Genomic DNA, 20743 nt, shown 5'->3' with positions numbered 1-20743 from the left:
ATATCTTACATGTTTGCATTAACTTATTCTTTAGTGCAAAGTAACTTATTCACATAGAGGAGTTTACGTATTTATTATGAGTTTACTAACTGTAGAAGAAGTCTCGCATAATTTTGGAGATCGGACGTTGTTTAGAAATGTATCCTTTCGCTTGCTTGCAGGGGAACATGTTGGACTTGTAGGAGCAAATGGAGTTGGTAAATCAACACTAATGAATATCCTAACGGGTCAGTTGTTGAAAGACGAAGGTAAAGTGGAATGGACGCCGAGAGTTCGTTACGGATATTTGGATCAGCATACGAAGCTAACTCCAGGCAAAACGATAAGAGATGTTCTAAAAGATGCATTCTTGCCTCTTCTCGAATTAGAGAAGGAGATGATGCAAATTACGGAGCAAATGGCAGAAGCCAATCCCGAGCAGCTGGAAGAACTATTGGTTCAAATGGGGGACATCCAGGAGCAGCTTGATATCGGAGATTTTTATTTAGTAGATGTTAAAGTAGAAGAAATGGCGAATGGACTCGGTTTGTCGGCTATCGGGCTGGACCGAGACGTTACTTCACTTAGTGGTGGTCAACGGACCAAAGTGTTGCTTGCCAAACTTTTATTGGAGAAACCTAATGTATTATTGCTTGATGAACCAACCAACTATTTGGATGTTGAGCATATTCAGTGGTTAACAAACTACCTGCAAAACTATCCTTATGCATTCATTCTTATCTCGCATGATACGGAATTTATGAAGAAGGTCGTAAATGCCATTTATCACTTGGAGTTTGCGAAATTAAACCGTTATTCTGCTAACTTTGATAAGTTTCTGGAGATGGCTGATATGAACAAGGCTCAGCATATTGAAGCTTATGAGAAGCAGATGGAATATATTAAGAAGCAAGAAGACTTTATTCAGAAGAATAAAGCACGTGCTTCAACGTCTGGACGGGCTAAGAGCCGCGAGAAACAGTTGGATCGTTTGGATCGTATTGATAAGCCGGAGGAAGCAGCAAAACCGACCTTTGGTTTTAAGGAAGCGCGGGCAAGTGGTAAGACCGTGTTCGAAGGCGTTGATTTCGAGATTGGGTATGATCAGGCATTACTTCCTAAAATGAGTATGATGATTGAACGTGGTGATAAGATTGCTATTGTAGGATGTAACGGGGTAGGTAAATCGACGTTGCTGAAAACGATTTTAGGTAAAACCCCTCCGATCAGCGGTAAAACATATTTGGGTGATTTTTTATTTCCTGCGTATTTCGAACAGGAAGTACGTGCGGGTAATATAACACCGATCGATGATGTATGGAATGAATTTTCACATCTTACTCAAAATGAAGTCCGTGGGCATCTAGCTCGTTGTGGTTTGAAGAACGAACATATCACAAGACAATTAAAAGCGCTAAGTGGTGGTGAACAAGCCAAAGTACGACTCTGTAAGCTTATGATGCGGGAGACCAACTGGATTCTATTCGATGAGCCAACGAATCACTTGGATGTAGTAGCTAAGGAAGAATTAAAGCGAGCACTCAAAGAGTTTAAAGGAACCGTTCTGCTTGTCTCACATGAGCCTGATTTCTATGAGGATTGGGTAACCAAGGTATGGGATGTGGAATCGTGGTCTACGCGGTAATGACATAACTTGATATTGAGTTATTTTACGGCCATTTCGATGTTATCGGAATGGTTTTTTTATATCTTGTGAATCCTATAGAATAGGTAAATTACGTCTTGTAATAGAGGTGACTTGGAAATTATGAATATTACTGTACTTTGGGCTGAGGGGAATGAAGCTCAAGCGGAATATTGGAGTAATCAGTTAAAGGAAGCGGGATATGAGGTGCACTTGTTTCCATCAGGGGCAGAGTTACTTGAAGAGGTGAATCTTCAAAAACCAAATTTGGTCCTCATCGGTACGGAGCTTTCTGATAATAATAATAATATGGACGTGGTTCGGCAGTTAGGAAAAGTACGGGAATTTCCGATCATGGTCATGTTAAATAACCCAGATACAACAGGGATCGTCTTGGCATTTGAACTTGGAGCGAATGATGTGATTAGTACATCGATTTCCATCGAAGAACTAAAGGCTCGTGTGGATAATCTCCTCCATTTATTCGAACGGTTAGTTAATGAAAGTATAACGAATATCATTTATGAGGATCTCAAAATTGAACTGAAGAGTCGTAAAGTGTATCGTGGAGAAGAACTCATTAAATTGACACCGAAAGAGTATGAATTACTGCTCTATTTGGCTAAACGAGCGAATACAGTTTGTCATCGAAATACGATTCTGCAAGAGGTGTGGGGACATGATTTTCTAACGAACACTAATGTAGTCGATGTGTATATCCGGCATTTAAGGGGAAAGGTGGACCGTGGAAGGATTCGCAAACTAATTCACACGGCCCGTGGAATGGGGTATATGCTTCAGTAATATATTTAAAATTGTTGATCAATAAATGACGGATCATCAAGCCATTTAAGTTAGGTTGATAATCCGTCAGATTAATAAATGATTATTTAAAGTACTCGGCGTGCGGTCACATAAGTTCTATCCCAATTCCCAGAATTAAGATTGGATACTGTAACTCCTGGTGCACCATAGGTATGAAGTATTTTTCCGTCTCCGGCATATACAGCAACATGTGTAATGTTCTTACCGGTGGAACGACTGCCGCTGGAGAAGAACACCAGATCACCTACTTGTAAGTCAGCTCTATTAACTTTTGTCCCTTGTTTAGCTTGGTCAGCAGATGTTCGTGGAAGTGAAACACCGTATTTATTAAAAATATATTTCATAAAGGATGAACAGTCGAAAACTTTTGTTGTTGTAGTCGATGCGCCGAACTCATAAGGAGTTCCAAGAAATTGTTTACCGTAATTAACAACTTGTGATCCTACTGTTGTTGCTGTGGATATGGTTGATCCAGCGTTTGCTTCAATTGACTGTGCTTGTACAGTGTTATTACTAGTAGCAAGTAGAGTACTAAACCCGATAGTTGATACAATACCAACCGTCAAAATCTTTTGGAATACTTTCTGTATATTCATGGTGTATTACCTCCAGAATTTTATTTGTGTTCCTTGCATGACTAAAGTGTAACAGATTTGTAACCTCCTAAATATTGTAATAGATAGCTATAACCCTTATCTCTCATAGCTTTGAGTGCGATTATGAAAAATCTATTAAAAATTTAAGCGTAAAAGTAGGGAAAGAAAGAGCTATACTTTGGGTATCTAGTACCCTTTGTATAGCTCTCTTTTTCAAAAAGCGGACTCTATTAATCTAAAATGTTATTATTTCATAGTTTACATTAAAGGACACGACGTGCCTTCAAATAAGTCTTCTTCCAAGTTCCAGAATTAAGATCAGAGATCGTAACTCCTGGTTTACCATAAGTATGCAGAATTTTTCCGTTTCCAGCGTAAACTGCAACGTGGGTTACATTCTTACCATTTGCACGACTGCCACTGGAGAAGAATACTAGATCACCAGCTTTTAGATTAGCTTTCGAAACGGCTTTACCAACTTTAGATTGGGCAGCAGATGTACGAGGAAGCGTAACGCCATACTTCTTAAAGATATGTTTCGTAAAAGATGAGCAATCGAAAACCTTTGTAGTTGATGTAGAAGCACCAAATTTATAAGGAACACCTAAAAATGTTTTCCCGTAGTTAACGACTTGAGAACCTTTTGAAACAGCAGTTGCTGTAACTTCAGTTGATGATGACGATGCCGCTTGTACTGTTTCTGCACCGCTTGCTAGTAACGTTCCGAATCCGATAGTTGACACGATGCCGACCGTCAATACTTTTTGGAATATGTTGCGATAATTCATGTTGTAGTACCTCCAAAATCTTTTTTTTGTTTGTCCGGCTTGATTCGAAGTATAACAGATTTGAAACCTCCTATATTTTGCTAGAACTAACTGAAATACTTATCTCCCAAGGGATTGAAGCCGATTATTAAAATACAATTAAAATTTACAAAAAATTAATATTATGCTAGAAAATAAAGTTGAAAACAAAGAAAAAACCTTGATTTATCAAGGTTTTTTGGCTGAATATTACGTTAATATTAGTGGTTACAAAAATGTATTATATTAAAAAAATTAATCCTTACTTTGGATAATTAACAATAGACCACTATCGATAGTTACAGTTCCTTTTGAACCTAATAAACGATTACTCACGCCGATAGATTGTCCCATTTTTAACGTAGCATCTACCAAAGGGTACTGAAAACCATCCAGATGAATCCCTGTAACTTCTGGGGTAAGTGCTAATAGAGAAACATAGGTATAACCACGATCTTCTATAATAGAAGTAGATCCAGTAAGAGTAATATAATTGTTACGGTCCCAGATTTTACTGATTATTTGGTGCTGCAAACCTCGAAGCATCATCTGAATGTTGGAGAGTGTATGATCAAGTCTAGTACCGGTAACTCCAATCATGATGATCTCAGAAGCTTGCTGATCAATTGCAATATCAAAAGCGAGTTCGGTATCTGTAAGGTCTTTATTCACTGCATCAACGGAAAGGATATCCTCACTGAACTCTTTGATTCTCAAGAATTCTTCAGGATTAACTGAGTCAAAATCACCAACTGATATATGAGGTTTAATACCGTTTTCGACAAGAAACAGTGCTCCGCGGTCCGCGCCAATAATGAAATCATCTTGCTCTATTTCTTGCACTGCCTTTGGGTCGATTTCTCCACCGGCAAATATTAATACACGCTTACTCATCATTAAGACTTCCCTTCTGCCAGAAACTTCATCGTTTTGTTCAGTATAGTGCAGATTTCAGGCTTGCACAATTTAATCTCACGGGACTACAATGGATGCAGAAAGAAGAGGGCGAAAGAGAGGGTAGGGGAGAACTAAATACATGCACATATTCGACATTTTTAGCATAATTGGTACAATTGCGTTTGCTATGTCAGGAGCTTTTGTGGCGATGGAAGAAGAATATGATATTTTGGGCGTGCTCGTACTGGGACTTGTGACTGCTTTTGGTGGAGGAATAATTCGTAATGTACTTATCGGTGTTCCGGTGACGACATTATGGGGCCAAGGCGATCTCATTATTCTAGCTGTCCTATCGATCTTTGTTTCATTTATTCTACCATTGTCTTGGATCAGGCATTGGAAAAGAACAGAAGCGTTCTTTGATGCGATAGGCTTATCCGCTTTTGCGATCCAGGGTGCATTATACGCCACAAATATGAAGCATCCACTTAGTGCTGTTCTAGTCGCTGCCGTTCTAACAGGAATTGGCGGTGGAATTATTAGGGACTTATTGGCAGGACGTAAGCCGCTCGTGCTTCGGGATGAGATATACGCGGTATGGGCGATGTTAGCGGGACTTGCTGTGGGTCTTAGCATTATTAGTTCTACCCTTGAATTAACTCTGTTGTTTGTGCTCGTTGTATTCTTTCGAATGTTATCCGTTCACTATAAATGGAAATTGCCCAGACGTTCGCTTAAAACAGGGATTGTTGATTCAGAGCAAAAAGTTGATATATCATAATGGTATAATGAAAGAAGAGCGAAGGTTGAACATCACTCTTCTTTATAACAATGGAATTGAAAGCGCGAACAATGTTTGTATATTCTTTTTATCTTGTTATTTCAAAAAATGGATCAGGGCGTTTGGGAGCTCTAGTTGCCAAAAACCCCATAGATGTTTGCCGTCTTTCTCGAAGTAGAGAACTTTGGCTCCACGCTCCTCAAGTAGCAATTTAGCCTTGCGATTCAATTCCACAAAATTGTAAGTTCCAGTGTCTGTTGTATAATGATCTTCCTGTAAACCGACGATCATAAACAATGAGAGATGTGATAAATCCTGTTCAGCAGCAAGCAGCTGCAGTGAGGGTTCGTAATATGCACCGGATAAACTGATGATTTTGGAAAACAGTTGCGGGTTTTTCATTGCGAGGTGCAAAGAAACTGTCCCACCTAGTGAATCACCCGCGAGTATTCTTTCATTAGGCTCACATCGAACCGGATAATTACGTTCAACAAAGGGAATAATCTCTTCGACGAAACTGGACGTATAGGCCTCAAACCGTTCGCCAAAAGGAGCGTACTCAGAGGTTCGTACAGATGTATCAACTTCTACGCCGACTATAATGAAGGGATCAATTCCTTCATCTAATATCAACCTGTTGGCGTGGGTGGCAATCCGCCCGAAATTGAAAAACTCTTCCCCGTCTTGGCAATATACAACAGGATAACTAAGAATCTCGTTATAGCCTGGAGGTAGATAAATTCTTAAAAAACGGCTCTCTCCTAAGTACTTACTGTGTATTTCCTCTTTAACTATGGTTCGTTTTAAATATCGCGAATCTGTCATGACTATAACACGCTCCTTGTTCTTTAAATTTATAATTTAAGTACTGAAATAAGTGTAAAAAGAGTGTAAAAGTTTTGGTAGGTAATCCATCAAACACCAAACTGTTATACTAAATATCAGGCACTGTTATACAAACAAAAATAAATAAATTGAGGAAATATGACCAATATCTTTGACTTAATGAGTGAAACAGTTGTATAATAATTCTATAACAGAGGTACATGATAATCAAATTATTTGTCGAGGTGAAGAAAATGAGTAAGATTCCTTATGAAGTATACACGGAGGAAGTCGAGACGTTGTCCGTACTTTCGCCGGATGGTGAAATTGTAAATAAAGAATACGCCCCTAAATTAACTGATGATCAATTGAAAGAATTAATGTATCGTATGGTATTTACCCGTACTTGGGACGAACGTGCTATTAACCTCGGTCGTCAAGGTCGTTTAGGATTTTATGCTCCGGTATCCGGACAAGAAGCAACCATGGTAGGTAGTGAATTCGCGTTGGACAAAGAAGATTTTATTTGCCCAGGTTACCGCGATATGCCACAACTCGTATGGCACGGTCTTCCATTGTATCAAGCATTCCTATATTCCCGTGGTCATCAACACGGTGGTGAAATCCCTGAAGGTGTTAACGTACTTATGCCGCAAATTATTATCGGTGCTCAGGTTCTACATGCAATGGGTATCGCTATGGGTTATAAATTGAAGAAACAAAAACATGTAGCTATCACATATACCGGTGACGGTGGATCTTCTGAAGGCGATTTTTATGAAGCATTGAACTATGCTGGTGTGTATAAGTTGCCTACTATTTTCTTCGTACAAAACAACGGTTATGCAATTACGACTCCTTTCTCAAAACAAACGGCTGCACTATCTATTGCACATAAAGCAGTAGCAGCAGGTATCCGTGGTGTGAAGATTGACGGAATGGACGTATTTGCAGTAATTCATGCTGTCCAAGAAGCTGCTGAACGCGCTCGTAACGGCGAAGGAGCTACATTGATTGAAGCGGTAACTTATCGTTTCCGTCCGCATTCCCTTTCTGATGATACTTCAAAATATCGTACAAAAGAAGAAGAGGGACAATGGAGTGAAAAAGATCCGATTGCTCGTCTTGCTAAGTATTTGGAGAAAAAAGGTCTATGGACTGAAGAAGATACAGTACGCGTAAAAGAAGAAGCAAAAGCAAAAGTAAATGAAGAAATCAAAAAAGCAGAAAAAACCGAGAAAATGACGGTTGCTGGTTTGATCGATAGTATGTTTGAAACAACACCTAAACATCTTGAAGAGCAAAAAGCCGATTTCCAATAATAACGATGCGTTTATAAATGATAGCAAGTCGATTGTTCTAATGAGGAGGATATGAAGCAATGGCACAAATGAACTTAAAAGAAGCAATCCGCGATGCAATGCGCGTGGAACTAGAAAGAGATAAGAATGTAGTAATTTTCGGCGAAGACGTGGGTAATGTTGGTGGTGTATTCCGCGTAACAGAAGGTCTACAAAAAGAATTCGGTGAGGAACGTGTCTTCGATACACCGCTAGCAGAATCTGCGATTGGTGGTATGGCACTTGGTCTTGGGATTCAAGGATTCCGTCCAATTGCTGAAATTCAATTTGTTGGTTTTATCTTTGAAGCATTGGATCAAATTCTAGTGCAAGCAGCTCGTCTACGTTTCCGTTCTGGTGGACGTTATAATGCACCAATCGTATTCCGTACTCCATTTGGTGGCGGCGTTAAAGCTGCTGAATTGCATACCGACTCTTTGGAAGGTTTGATCGCTCAAACTCCAGGGATCAAATTGGTTATCCCATCTAATCCTTATGATGCCAAAGGTTTGATGATTTCCGCGATTCGCGACAATGACCCTGTCTTCTTCATGGAACATCTTAATCTATACCATGCATTCCGTGCTGAAGTTCCTGAAGGGGAATATACGGTTGAGCTTGGTAAAGCTAATGTGGTACGTGAAGGTTCTGACGTTACGATCATTACTTACGGCATGATGGTTCATACATCGGTGAAAGCAGCTGAAGAATTAGAAAAAAGCGGCATCAAAGCTGAGGTTATCGATCTTCGTACGCTTGTTCCACTGGATATCGAAACGATTGTTAACTCTATTAAGAAAACAAATCGTGCGATCGTGGTACAAGAAGCTCAGAAATCCGCTGGTTTGGCTGCAGAAATCATCGCTCAAATCAATGAAGAAGCTATCTTACATTTGGAAGCTCCTGTACTTCGGGTTGCTGGTCCAGATACAGTATATCCATTTGCACAAATTGAAGATCAATGGCTCCCATCACCAGCCCGTGTAATCGCGGCTGTTAATAAAGTTCTTAATTTCTAAGTAAATACAATCTAGGAGGTCCTATAAGTGGCAAAGTTTGAATATCGATTCCCTGAACTTGGTGAAGGATTGCATGAAGGCGAAATTATCAAAATGCACATCAAAGCAGGAGATAAAGTAACTGATGATGATATCGTAATGGAAGTACAAAATGACAAGGCGGTAATTGAGGTTCCTTGTCCAGTTAACGGTACTGTAACAGAGGTGTTTGGTACTGACGGTGCGATTTTCCGCGTTGGCCAAGTTGTTGCTGTTATCGACGCAGAAGGAGAAATTCCTGAGCAAGAAGGTGCAACTCCAGAATCTGACGCTGCACAAGGTGGAGCTGACACGAAGGATTCCCCAGCTGCTGACAGCCCGTCTGATGCTAAGCAAGGTGGCGCAAATGATACAGCAGCTCCTGCTGCTCCAAATCACGAAGTACTTGCAACACCAAGCGTACGTAAATTTGCACGCGAACAAGGTGTAGATATCGCTCAAGTTAAGGGTACAGGTAATGCTGGCAAAGTAACTCGCGAAGATGTTGAAGCATTCAAAAATGGTGGCAGCGTAGCAGCTCCTGCAGCAGCAACAGCTGATGCAACTAGTGCACAAGCAGCTCCTGCAGCTAGCGCACCTACAGCGATCCCTGCTGGAACTGACGAAGAACGCGTACCATTCAAAGGTATCCGTAAAGCGATCTCTAACGCGATGGTTAAATCGGCATACACAGCTCCTCACGTTACGATTATGGACGAAGTTGACGTAACTGAGTTGGTTGCATTCCGTACTCGCATGAAACCAATCGCTGAGAAAAAAGGCACTAAGGTTACTTACTTGCCATTTATCGTTAAGGCATTGGTTGCAGCTTCACGTAAATTCCCAGCACTTAACGCTTCGATTGACGAAGTTAACAACGAAATCGTCTACAAGAAGCATTATGATATCGGTATTGCAACAGATACGGATAACGGCTTGATCGTTCCAGTTATCAAAGACGCTGACCGTAAGAGCATCTGGATGATCGCTGATGCTATCAGTGACTTGGCACTTCGTGGCCGTGAGGGTAAGCTGTCCGCTAACGAAATGAAGGGTAGCACGATTTCGATCTCGAATATCGGTTCTGCTGGCGGTATGTTCTTTACTCCAATCATTAACTATCCTGAAGTGGCTATTCTTGGAACAGGCCGTATCAGCGAGAAACCAGTTGTGAAGAATGGTGAAATCGTTGTGGCTCCAGTTATGGCATTGTCACTAAGCTTTGACCACCGTCTGATCGATGGTGCAACAGCACAAAACTTTATGAACTACATTAAACAGTTGCTTGGTAACCCAGAGCTTCTAGTTATGGAGGTGTAACAACATGGTAGTAGGAGATGCTTCTCTAGATATTGATACATTGGTTGTTGGTGCAGGTCCTGGTGGATACGTGGCGGCTATTCGTGCCGCCCAACTAGGCCAAAAGGTTATTATCGTAGATAAATCAGAACTCGGCGGTGTGTGCTTGAACCGTGGATGTATTCCTTCCAAAGCTTTGATCTCGGCAGCTCACCAATATGAGAATGCTCAACATGGCGATGCTTTCGGTATTTCAGCTGAGAATGTAAAAGTTGATTTCACAAAAACACAAGCTTTCAAAAACGGTGTTGTTCAAAAAATGACCCAAGGTGTTGGCGGTCTGCTTAAAGGTAATAAAGTAGAAGTCTTCAACGGCGAAGTGATGTTCATCAACGAAAATGAAGCTCGTGCGTTCAACGATCACGAATCACCACGTTACCGTTTCAAACATTGCATATTGGCAACAGGTTCCCGTCCAATCGAACTTAAAGCTTTCCCATTTGGCGGTCGCATCTTGTCGTCCACAGAAGCATTGGAATTGCAAGAAATTCCAAGTAGCCTTGTTGTAATCGGTGGCGGTTATATCGGCGCTGAGCTTGGTCAAATGTTCTCCAAATTCGGTACAAAAGTAACGATCATCGAAGGCGCGGATATGGTTCTTCCTGGTTTCGATAAGGATATGACTCGTCTTGTTGCGAAGAACATGGAGAAGACTGGTGTAGAAATCGTTACTGACGCTAAAGCGGAGAGCGCTGAGCAAACCGATAAGAACGTAACAGTGAAATATACAGTAAAAGGTGAAACCAAAGAAGTTACTGCAGATTACTTGCTCGTAACGGTTGGTCGTCGTCCTAACACTGACGGTGACCTTGGTCTTGATCTAGCTGGAGTAGAATTGACAGACCGTGGATTGGTTAAAGTCGATCATCAAGGTCGTACTAGCAACCCGAACATCTTCGCTATTGGCGATATCGTTCCTGGTTTGGCACTTGCTCATAAAGCTTCTTACGAAGGTAAAGTAGCTGCTGAAGCTATTTCCGGACTTCCATCCGTTGTTGACTACAAAGGTATGCCTGCTGTATGCTTCACGGATCCTGAAGTTTCAAGTGTTGGTTACACGGAGAAAGAAGCGAAGGAAAAAGGCTTCAAAGTGAAAGCTGGTAAATTCCCATTTGCGGGTAATGGCCGTGCTGTTTCCTTGAATGCTCCTGAAGGCTTCATCAAAATTGTAGCTAATGCCGACAACCATGTTGTTCTTGGAGCACAAATTGTTGGTATTGAAGCTTCCAACTTGATCGCAGAACTTGGTCTTGCGGTTGAAATGGGTGCAACACTTGAAGATGTTTCCCTTACAATTCATGCTCACCCAACTCTTGGTGAGATTGTAATGGAAACTGCTGAATTGGTTGAAGGTCATCCAATTCACGTCATCTCCCGTTAATTAATACGTTTTATCTCCTGTTTCTCCTAAGGACAGGATCTCCTAAGTATACTTTTGAGGCAAGACCGGAACACGGTCTTGCCTTCTTTTTTTGTCTGATTCAATACGTGGGAGGTAAATTCTTTAGTATAATAATGGGTAATTCTTGTTCATGGAAATTCCTGAAGGGAAGTGAAGTGGGATGAAACTTTTTAAAATTATGATTTCTATGATACTTATGACTGGTTTAATGGCCTGTAATTCAGTATCTGAAACCGTTAATGTATTACGATCCACAACAGTTGCTCAGGAGTATTCAGGGAGTATTATGAATGTAGATAAGATAGAATTGGTCGATGGTTCAACTGGTTATAGGAAGTCTATTCAAGATAAAGCGGAAATACAGACATTTATTTCTAATATTAAGGATCTAGTATTGATTCCGGATAAGAACCAAGAAGGTCGCACCGGGTATATTTATCGAATAATATTTTATGAGCAAGAAGAAGTTAAGCTGGATTTTATACCAAATGCAGTGAATAACACCTATTACGAACCTAATGCGGATCTATTAAAGATCATAAACAAGGAATTTGAAGAGAGGTTTGGAAGGGAATTTTAGTTATTGGAGCAGTAAATTTGAGCGCTTATTCGATTCGGTTAACTACCGACGAATGGGGGCTTTTTTGTTATTTTTTTGAGTAGGCCGCTTCGTATGATTTGGACAGTTTTGGAAACACTACAGGTACTCATGGCATATATTGATCTTTTAAAATTCTAGCTAGAAAGTTGTTGGGATGATGAACATGTGGCAAATGGTGGTTTCTTATATTCCGGATTGGCAGGTTTTTTTACAAGCGATAGTGATATTGATCGTTCCTATAGTTATTTATGTCATAGCCAACAAGCTTCAATCTACTATGGGTTCGCAAATTTCACAAAATACAAAGTCAGAGAATAAATCTGAAGAGAATTCAGCTAGAAATAACAAGGATACAGAAGAAGCTAAAGCTAATCCATTTATAATGGGAAACTATGAAGCAGACCTAGCTGTTATTAAACAAAGAATAGGCACTAATTGTGATGTGCATTTTAGAGAGTTTATGATTGGGGGCACCGATAAACGAGCAGCAGTTATATATATCGAAGGACTTTATGATAAAGATCTGATTGAGTTTCAAGTGCTGGAACCGTTGATGATTGATGATATTGAAGGAATAGAGAATTCTTCTGGTGACACGAAGATGACCAAAACGAACCTAATGAATAAAATGCTTCCTGTTAGTCAGATAAGGGAGACTCTTAACTTAGAGGAAGTAGTTACGGAAATATTGATGGGTTCTACGGCACTCTTGGTTGATGGGATAGCAGAAGTATTGCTTCTAGGAACAGCGAAAGGGAAATCTCGTAGTATAGAAGAACCGTTATCTGAAGGATTGTTAAGAGGTCCGCGTGAAGGGTTCACTGAAGTTCTAAGTGATAATACTGCCTTATTAAGAAGACATGGTAAGAATGAATGCTTACAACTGACCAAATTCGAAGTAGGGACAAGGGTAAAGAAAGACCTTGTCATTGCTTATGTAAGCGATATAGCTAACTCAGATTTAGTGAAGGAGGTTCAACGCCGAATAGAATCGATCAACATGGATTATTTAGCAGAGTCAGGTTATGTAGAACAATTAATTGAGGATAATAGTTTAAGTCCGTTTCAACAAGTGCAAAACACCGAGCGACCAGATCGGGTCATCAGTGCATTGTTGGAGGGTCGAGTAGCTATCTTGCTGGACGGAAGTCCGTTTGCACTGATTGTACCCGTTACCTTTAGTATGTTGATACAGTCCCCTGAGGACTATTATGAAAGATGGATACCAGGTTCACTCTTAAGAATTTTACGATACATCGCTACTTTTTTCGCCCTGTTCGCACCTGCCTTGTATATCTCGTTTATTTCTTTTCAACCAGGCTTAATACCTACAAAATTAGTCATAACGATTATTGAAGCAAGACAAGGTGTACCTTTTCCATCGCTCATTGAAGCATTAATTATGGAAATAGCGATTGAAATTCTCCGAGAGGCGGGAGTCCGATTACCGAAGCCAATCGGTCCTGCAATGGGCATCGTAGGTGGTCTAATCATTGGTGATGCAGCTGTAAATGCAGGTTTAGTCAGCCCATTTCTTGTAATTGTTGTTGCCGTAACTGCCATTTCTTCATTTGCAATTCCTACGTATAGTGCGGGAATAACGCTTCGTGTATTACGGTTTGCGGCAATGTTTTGTGCAGCTATGTTTGGGATTTATGGGACGGTTCTGTTCTTCTTATTACTCAGTAGTCATTTAGTAAAGCTCAAAAGTTTTGGTGTTCCCTACTTAAGCCCAGTAACGTCCTATCGATTTAGTGATTGGAAGGACTTTATATTACGTATGCCCTTTAGGGTAATGAAACAAAGACCGCAGATGATGAAGACTAAGGATTCTGACCGCAAAAAATAGGAGTGTGAAGGAGGAGAATTCTATGTTTGTCCGAACAGATGAAAAGCTAACAACGACACAGGCGATAGTCATCGTTAGTAACTTTATGCTGGGATCTGGGATTCTTACTCTTCCAAGAACATTAGCAGAGGAAATGAAGACTCCAGATGGTTGGATAACTGTTGTATTGGGTGGATTAATCATCATGCTCGTTGGAATATGTATCGTGAAGCTTTGTCAGCAATTTCCGGGTGAAACGTTTTTTCAATTCGGTAAAAAGATTGTGGGGAGCTGGATTGGTCATTTATTAGGGATATTGATGGTCCTATATTTTATGTGTTTATCAGCTTTTGAGATCAGAGTGATGGCTGAAGTAACCATGCTCTATTTGCTTGAAGGCACTCCGTTATGGGCGATTATTATGTTCTTCATGTGGATTGGACTATATTTAGCTTCGGGTGGAATTAATCCGATCGCTCGTTTGTTTGAGATTATATTACCGATTACATTTGTTGTGTTTATATTTTCTATGGCTTTGAGCTACAAAATATTTGATATTGATAATTTACGCCCTGTGTTAGGGGATGGAATCCTTCCTGTTATCAGAGGTTTGAAGTCAACAATTCTTGTATATGCAGGTTATGAGGTCATGCTGATTGTCACTGCGAAAATGCAACAACCTAAAGATGGTGTAAAAGCTATGGTTATAGGTACAGGTATCCCTATATTTTTGTATATAGTAACTATTATTATGGTTATTGGTGCAATGTCTATTGATGGGGTCGTTAGAAGTACTTGGCCAACACTTGATCTCATGCGAAGTTTCGAAATCGCGGGTCTACTATTTGAAAGATTTGAATTTTTCTTACTTGTAATTTGGATTATGCAAATATTTTCGACATTTTCGATCTGTCATTATACCGCCTCTTTAGGTCTGTCGCAAATTATGAATAAAAAAATTAAACCCATAATGTACCTCTTGTTACCGATCATTTTTCTTGTTGCCATGTTACCCAAAAATGTGAATGAACTTTTTGAGTTTGGTGATTTTATAGGTAATATTTCAATCTATTTGGTTGGCTTGGTCTCCATAATCCTTCTCCTCATGTCAAAAGTCTTCAAAAAGGGAGCTGTGGAGCAAAATGAATAGCATTAAGCGCCATGTATCTTTATTATTTCCCATTATTTTATTGCTCAGCTTAAATGGGTGCTGGAGCAGTAAGGAAATTGATAATCTGAGTGTTAATGTAGGTTTAGCAATGGATGTTGGTGAAGAATCACAGGTAGAACAAGAATTAGCTGAAGAGGGGGGGGGTTATCCCAAAAAAAATAAGATTACTTCAACGATTCAACTTATACCTGAACAGAGTGGGGGGAAAGGACAACAACCGGGGAGTTCTGCTCCTACGAAGTTTACGAACGTTACGGAAACAGGAGACTCGGGCTTTCAAATCATGAGTCAGTTTACGCTGATTAAGCATCGTAATATTATTGGACATCATTTGAAAGTTATTGTGGTCTCCACAGATCTTTTACAAAAAATGAGTTTAGAAAAGTTGTTAAAATATATTTTACGTGATAACGATATCAGACCTAGTTGTGATGTACTAATAAGTAAGGAGAAAGCAAGAGATACTCTTCTTACGAATGAACCAGGAGAGGTCCCGGCATTTCATCTTAAAAGTTTGATTGATAATCTAGCTAAAACCAATAAAATATTACCACCTATGAACCTTACGAAATTAGATGGAATAATGAACTCCAAATCAAGCTATATGCTGCAAAATGTGATTTCCTCTAAAGGGAATGTTGAACTTTCTGGTGCTGGAATTATTAAAGGAAAAACGAATCAATATATTGGAGCATTAAGTGAGCACGATGTTGAAGCGTTGTCTTGGATCATGGGTACAGTCAAGGGTGGAGTAATAAAAACTTACGATAAGTCGGGACAGGTTCTAGCTTATGAAATTAAAACTGCAAACACTAAGACTAAATCCATTGTAGAGGGGGACGATATCTCTTTTCATGTGAATATCAAATCGGAAGGTCGATTAATTGAGAATTGGAATACTTCACAGTATCCCACGGATTCCCAATATTTGAAGGAAACAACACAATATTTCGAAGAAGAATTAAACAATATGATCCATAAGGTGATTCACAAGTTGCAAGCAGAATACCGTGTTGATGTTGCAGGATTCCGTGATCGATTACGAATACAACACCCTCAGGTTTGGAAAAAGGTCAAAGAGGATTGGGACGAGACTTTTAGTAAATCTGAAATTACGTACGATGTGAAATTAAATATTACAGACTATGGTTCGTCAGCGAAGTGAGGTGATGTCGAGAACTGGTTTATCCAGGAATACATTCGCTCAATAGCTCGATTATGAATATCTGTAGGGAAATGATGTCCAAGTCCTTCATAAGGATGGAACGTGACATCAGCACCAAGTTCTTGGAGTTTGTTCCTCATTTGTAATCCATGGCTGAAGTTCACTTGATTATCTCCTGTTCCATGAATGACAAGCACAGGACAGTGGATTTGCTCAGCCATGGCAATGGGGGAACGAGCTACGTAAGAATCTGGAGTCTTCATGGGCGATCCACCGATGACTCGTTTGAGCATTTTGCGCAAGTCGATACGTTCATCATAAGTTTGAGCTAAGTCAGATACACCACTCCAGAAGATACAACTGTTAACCTGAGGTTGATTTACTACCGTTAAGGTCGCATTAATTGAACCTCTCGAGAAGCCCATTACGGATATTCTATTGGCATCAACAAAGGGTAGACTTGTTAACAGTCGATAACCAGCAAGGACATCCTCTTGATCTTGTCCGCCGAATTCATCGCGCCCTTCACCACCTTCTGTCCCACGATATGAAGGAGCAAAGATGATATGTCCATAATTGGCAAACTGCTCAAGCCAATGTGTCTTGACGCTTCCGACTCTTCCAATACCACCACGGCAATATATAAGCACAGGCCACTTTTGTACTCTGATATCTTGTTTGTTTGGTTTAATCGAGCTCGCGATCTGTGTTATGGGTAATTCTGTTGAAGAATAGTGCGATTCTATCCATGTTTGCAAATCCGACATAGGGAGTTCGAATCCATGCGGCAAACACAGATATCCCTTTACCTTTAGCCCATCTGATATATAAGTGATATGAAACATCATGATGTCATGTCCTCAACTTTTTGTTTTATTTAGTCCCTTGATTGTATCATTGTCGACATAAGTATGTCCTTAGGACTTATAAGCAATCCATCTTTAGACTGATTCCTACTCACATGCTTAAAGATATAATCTATGACATGGCATATAATGGATGAATAGAGATGGATTTTCAATTGAGAGAGGACAGGTGCACATGATGAAATTTAGCGAATATCACTATGAACGTCCAGAGATTAAAAATTTCGAACTTAAGTTTAAAGAACAGCTTAACTCGTTTACCTCAGCGAGTAGCTATGAAGAACAGGATCTAGCCATGACGGGTATTAATGAACTTCGTACTGGGTTTATCACCATGCAGAGCATCGTTTACATTCGCCATACTATGAATACAAATGATGAATACTATAAGACGGAGAAAAATTATTTTGATGAAGTAATTCCTTACTTTGAAGAATTTAATAATGAATATTATCGAGCATTAGTAGGTTCCAAGTATAGAATGGATTTGGAGAAGAAATGGGGTAGGCAACTATTTCAATTGGCTGAGCTTTCTTTAAAGACATTTAGCCCTGAGATAATTGAGGATTTACAGCTGGAGAACAAGTTACAAACTGAATACTTACAGCTTATAGCATCAGCAAAAATTCTCTTTGAAGGTGAGGAGCGAACAATCGCTCAGATACTTCCATTCGCCGAGGCAAAGGATCGTGATGTTCGGAAACGAGCAGAGGAAGCAAGAACCGGTTTTATGGCAGACAACGAAGAGGAGTTTGACCGAATCTACGATGATCTGGTCAAGGTACGAACGAAGATCGCACAGAAGCTCGGTTATAGCAATTTTATTGAAGTTGGTTATGCGAGAATGTTACGGACGGATTATAACGCAGCGATGGTAGCGAATTTCCGTGATCAGGTTCATCAATACATCGTTCCCGTCATAGCAAAGTTGAAGGAACGTCAGCGGAACCGGATTGGAGTAGATCAGTTTCTCTATTACGATGAGAATTTTAGTTTTAAGTCTGGTAATGCAGTGCCGAAGGGTGATCCCGATTGGATCGTAGCAAATGGGGCAAAAATGTATGCTGAGTTATCTGAGGAAACGAATGAGTTCTTCTCTTTTATGCAGAATCATGAGCTGATGGATCTCGAAAGTAAACAAGGTAAGCAATTTGGTGGCTACTGTACCTTTTTATTTGAACAAGGAGCTCCTTTTATTTTCTCCAACTTTAATGGTACTTCTGCAGACATTGATGTCTTAACACATGAAGCAGGTCATGCCTTCCAAGCGTATGAGAGCAGAAATTTCCAAGTTCCAGAATACTTGTTTCCAAGCAGTGACGCAGCTGAAATTCATTCGATGAGTATGGAATTCTTCACCTGGCCTTGGATGGAGCTCTTCTTCAAGGAAGATGCGGATAAATACCGTTTTAAACATCTGGCCAGTGCCTTGACCTTCATTCCATATGGTGTATCGGTTGATGAATTCCAACATTTCGTCTATGCAAATCCAGACATTACACCTGCAGAGCGGAAGAAGGCATGGCGTGATATTGAGAAAAAATATATTCCAACTCGCAATTATGCGGAGAATGATTATTTAGAGCAAGGAGCTTTCTGGCACAAGCAAAGTCATATTTTCACGGCACCATTTTATTATATTGACTATACTCTTGCTCAGATATGTGCATTCCAATTCTGGAAGAAGATGCACGAGGACCATACTGCAGCATGGGCACAATATTTGCATCTTTGCCGTCAAGGTGGAAGTTTGTCTTTTACTGAATTGGTTAAAGAAGCAGGTCTGATCTCACCATTTGAGGATGGGTGCGTAAGATCTGTAATAGGTAGTATCGAGAGCTGGCTTGATTGTGTGGATGATACGGCTCTTTAAAACGCTGCATGATGGAAGTATCCAACTAAACATAAATAATGTTGAACAATATTATAGCAGCCTGAAACAGATATTCTGGTTCAGACTGCTATTTGAGTTTGTATGGATAAATATCTAATCAACTTCTCCAAGCGTGGAGCATTTCACTGTTTCTGCAAGAGTGCTTCACCCGCTATACCGGGATTCGTCATTTGATAAGGATCGAGAATGATGTTTAGTTCTTCTTCTGTAAGGACATTGTACAGTAAACATAGAGAACGAACCGATTGACCTGTCTTGATCGCCTCACGAGCGATTCGTGATACCACCTCATAACCCAGGTGTGGATTTAGCGCAGTAATAATACCTACACTGTTCTCCACATATTCTTGACATCGGTCTATGTTCGCCTGGATCCCTTCGATACAATGCTCCCTGAAAACCCGAAAGCCTTGATTCATTATTTCGAGGGATTGTAATAAGTTGTAGACCATAACGGGTTCCATGACGTTAAGTTCTAGTTGCCCTGCCTCTGATGCCAGGCAAATGGTATGATCGTTACCCATGACTTGAAAAGCAATCTGATTGATGACCTCACACATAACGGGATTCACTTTTCCGGGCATAATGGATGAGCCTGGCTGACGGGAGGGGAGAATAAGCTCTCCTAATCCAGTCCGAGGACCAGAAGCCATCAGCCGGATATCATTGGCTACCTTCGACATATTCAACATGCAGATTTTAAGTGCGGCTGAGACTTCAGTATATGCATCCGTGTTCTGTGTTGCATCTACGAGATGATGGGCTGGCTCTAATGGAAAATTACTTAGTTCTGCAAGAATTTCCGTAATTCGCTGAATATAGTGTACGTTTGCATTTAATCCAGTACCGACGGCTGTTGCACCCATATTAATTATGAGTAGATTATCTTTCGTATTTCTTACCCGCTTAATGTCTCTCTCTAGAACACGCGCATACGCTTGGAATTCCTGTCCCAGACGGATAGGTACGGCATCCTGCAAGTGAGTACGTCCCATTTTGATTACACTATCAAACTGTTCTGCTTTATCGCTGAGTGCTTTATGCAAGTCTTTCATTGTTGCAAGAAGCTTCTCAATCATGATTAATACCGCTATATGTACTGCTGATGGGAAGGAGTCGTTTGTGGACTGTGCCATGTTAACATGATTGTTTGGATTGATATCTTCATAACTTCCTTTTTTCATACCGATTAACTCAAGGGCGCGATTAGCTATGACTTCATTGGCATTCATATTGATTGACGTGCCAGCCCCACCTTGAATGGGATCTATAATAAATTGATCAAACCATTTACCTCCTATAATTTCATCTGCTGCCTGGATAATTGCATTACCTTTGTCAGGGAGGAGTCTTTTACTTTCCATGTTCGCGATAGCCGCCCCTTTTTTGACCATGGCCAAGGCACGGATCAACTCGGGGTGAATACGTTGCCCTGTAATTGGAAAGTTTTCTGCTGCACGCATAGTCTGGATACCATAATATGCTTCATCTGGAACGTCTTTAGTACCAAGAAAATCTTGTTCTACTCTCATGATATCAATTCCTCCGCGAGTAATATATTGAAAAAAATTGAATTGAAAGCGCATTCTCTATGATGATATTACCATTATACTTCCTTGAAGAAGCACATAGCCAGTCGATGGTGATATTTCAGGATGAAAGTGATGAGAAGATCATAGTCTCCGTTTGAAGAATCTATTCGCGTAATCCTTTTTCATGCGTTATA

Annotated in this window: 18 protein-coding genes; 12 read left to right on the top strand and 6 right to left on the bottom strand. The window is 40.2% G+C overall.

Translation table 11 applies throughout. The features are described from left to right. Positions 1-76 precede the first annotated feature (76 nt). Together IEW05_RS10605 and IEW05_RS10600 are read left to right on the top strand one after the other, a co-directional pair. Positions 77-1624: an ABC-F family ATP-binding cassette domain-containing protein gene (locus IEW05_RS10605; RefSeq protein ID WP_188538471.1), complete on the top strand. Its 1548-nt coding sequence runs from the start codon at positions 77-79 to the stop codon at positions 1622-1624. 123 nt (positions 1625-1747) lie between these two features. Then, on the top strand, positions 1748-2428 hold the full coding sequence (locus IEW05_RS10600; protein ID WP_188538469.1) for a response regulator transcription factor: 681 nt from the start codon (positions 1748-1750) through the stop codon (positions 2426-2428). A gap of 86 nt (positions 2429-2514) precedes the next feature. Here IEW05_RS10600 and IEW05_RS10595 read toward each other — a convergent pair whose 3' ends face one another. The 3 genes from IEW05_RS10595 to IEW05_RS10585 form a co-directional block, all read right to left on the bottom strand. After that, entirely contained in the window at positions 2515-3045 is a 531-nt protein-coding gene (locus IEW05_RS10595) for a C40 family peptidase (protein WP_188538467.1), read from the bottom strand. 263 nt (positions 3046-3308) lie between these two features. Continuing rightward, complete coding sequence (locus tag IEW05_RS10590; protein ID WP_188538465.1) at positions 3309-3833, bottom strand: C40 family peptidase; 525 nt, start codon at positions 3831-3833, stop codon at positions 3309-3311. A 273-nt stretch (positions 3834-4106) separates the two neighbouring features. After that, a complete protein-coding gene (locus IEW05_RS10585; RefSeq protein WP_188538463.1) occupies positions 4107-4748 on the bottom strand; it encodes a thiamine diphosphokinase in 642 nt (213 codons plus the stop codon). Positions 4749-4887: 139 nt separating this feature from the next. On the opposite strand from IEW05_RS10585, the gene IEW05_RS10580 reads away from it, so the two are divergent. Further along, positions 4888-5529, top strand: coding sequence for a trimeric intracellular cation channel family protein (locus IEW05_RS10580; RefSeq protein WP_188538461.1), 642 nt, complete (start codon positions 4888-4890; stop codon positions 5527-5529). Positions 5530-5625: 96 nt separating this feature from the next. Here IEW05_RS10580 and IEW05_RS10575 read toward each other — a convergent pair whose 3' ends face one another. Further along, positions 5626-6354: an alpha/beta hydrolase gene (locus tag IEW05_RS10575; RefSeq protein WP_188538459.1), complete on the bottom strand. Its 729-nt coding sequence runs from the start codon at positions 6352-6354 to the stop codon at positions 5626-5628. Between the two features lie 254 nt (positions 6355-6608). Between IEW05_RS10575 and pdhA the strand changes: the two genes are divergently transcribed. From pdhA to IEW05_RS10535, 8 genes are all read left to right on the top strand, one after another. Then, entirely contained in the window at positions 6609-7676 is a 1068-nt protein-coding gene (gene pdhA / locus IEW05_RS10570) for a pyruvate dehydrogenase (acetyl-transferring) E1 component subunit alpha (RefSeq protein ID WP_188538458.1), read from the top strand. A gap of 59 nt (positions 7677-7735) precedes the next feature. Next, a complete protein-coding gene (locus IEW05_RS10565) occupies positions 7736-8713 on the top strand; it encodes an alpha-ketoacid dehydrogenase subunit beta (RefSeq protein WP_188538456.1) in 978 nt (325 codons plus the stop codon). 27 nt (positions 8714-8740) lie between these two features. Then, the gene (locus IEW05_RS10560) at positions 8741-10051 is read left to right on the top strand and encodes a dihydrolipoamide acetyltransferase family protein (protein WP_188538454.1); all 1311 of its coding nucleotides are present in this window, start codon (positions 8741-8743) and stop codon (positions 10049-10051) included. Positions 10052-10055: 4 nt separating this feature from the next. Further along, on the top strand, positions 10056-11471 hold the full coding sequence (gene lpdA / locus IEW05_RS10555; protein ID WP_188538452.1) for a dihydrolipoyl dehydrogenase: 1416 nt from the start codon (positions 10056-10058) through the stop codon (positions 11469-11471). A 181-nt stretch (positions 11472-11652) separates the two neighbouring features. After that, the gene (locus IEW05_RS10550; RefSeq protein WP_188538450.1) at positions 11653-12072 is read left to right on the top strand and encodes a hypothetical protein; all 420 of its coding nucleotides are present in this window, start codon (positions 11653-11655) and stop codon (positions 12070-12072) included. Positions 12073-12256: 184 nt separating this feature from the next. Then, a complete protein-coding gene (locus tag IEW05_RS10545; protein WP_188538448.1) occupies positions 12257-13942 on the top strand; it encodes a spore germination protein in 1686 nt (561 codons plus the stop codon). A 22-nt stretch (positions 13943-13964) separates the two neighbouring features. Continuing rightward, entirely contained in the window at positions 13965-15071 is a 1107-nt protein-coding gene (locus tag IEW05_RS10540; RefSeq protein WP_188538446.1) for a spore germination protein, read from the top strand. Next, positions 15064-16257 carry a Ger(x)C family spore germination protein gene (locus IEW05_RS10535; RefSeq protein WP_188538444.1) on the top strand — a complete coding sequence of 398 codons (1194 nt, stop codon included), beginning with the start codon at positions 15064-15066 and terminating at the stop codon, positions 16255-16257. The genes IEW05_RS10540 and IEW05_RS10535 overlap by 8 nt, the downstream gene beginning before the upstream one ends. Here the strand turns inward: IEW05_RS10535 and IEW05_RS10530 are convergent. Continuing rightward, positions 16236-17024 carry an alpha/beta hydrolase family protein gene (locus tag IEW05_RS10530; RefSeq protein WP_308420398.1) on the bottom strand — a complete coding sequence of 263 codons (789 nt, stop codon included), beginning with the start codon at positions 17022-17024 and terminating at the stop codon, positions 16236-16238. The two genes, IEW05_RS10535 and IEW05_RS10530, sit on opposite strands and share 22 nt — an antisense overlap. A 277-nt stretch (positions 17025-17301) precedes the next feature. Here IEW05_RS10530 and IEW05_RS10525 point away from each other — a divergent pair, with 277 nt between their 5' ends. Further along, positions 17302-18996: a M3 family oligoendopeptidase gene (locus tag IEW05_RS10525; RefSeq protein WP_188540816.1), complete on the top strand. Its 1695-nt coding sequence runs from the start codon at positions 17302-17304 to the stop codon at positions 18994-18996. A gap of 143 nt (positions 18997-19139) precedes the next feature. Here the strand turns inward: IEW05_RS10525 and aspA are convergent, their stop codons facing one another. Continuing rightward, positions 19140-20549, bottom strand: a complete 1410-nt coding sequence (gene aspA / locus IEW05_RS10520; protein WP_188538440.1) for an aspartate ammonia-lyase — start codon at positions 20547-20549, stop codon at positions 19140-19142. Positions 20550-20743: the final 194 nt, after the last annotated feature.

The organism is Paenibacillus segetis, assembly GCF_014639155.1.
Taxonomy (GTDB): Bacteria; Bacillota; Bacilli; order Paenibacillales; family Paenibacillaceae; genus Fontibacillus; species Fontibacillus segetis.
This window is presented reverse-complemented; position numbering and strand designations above follow the sequence as displayed.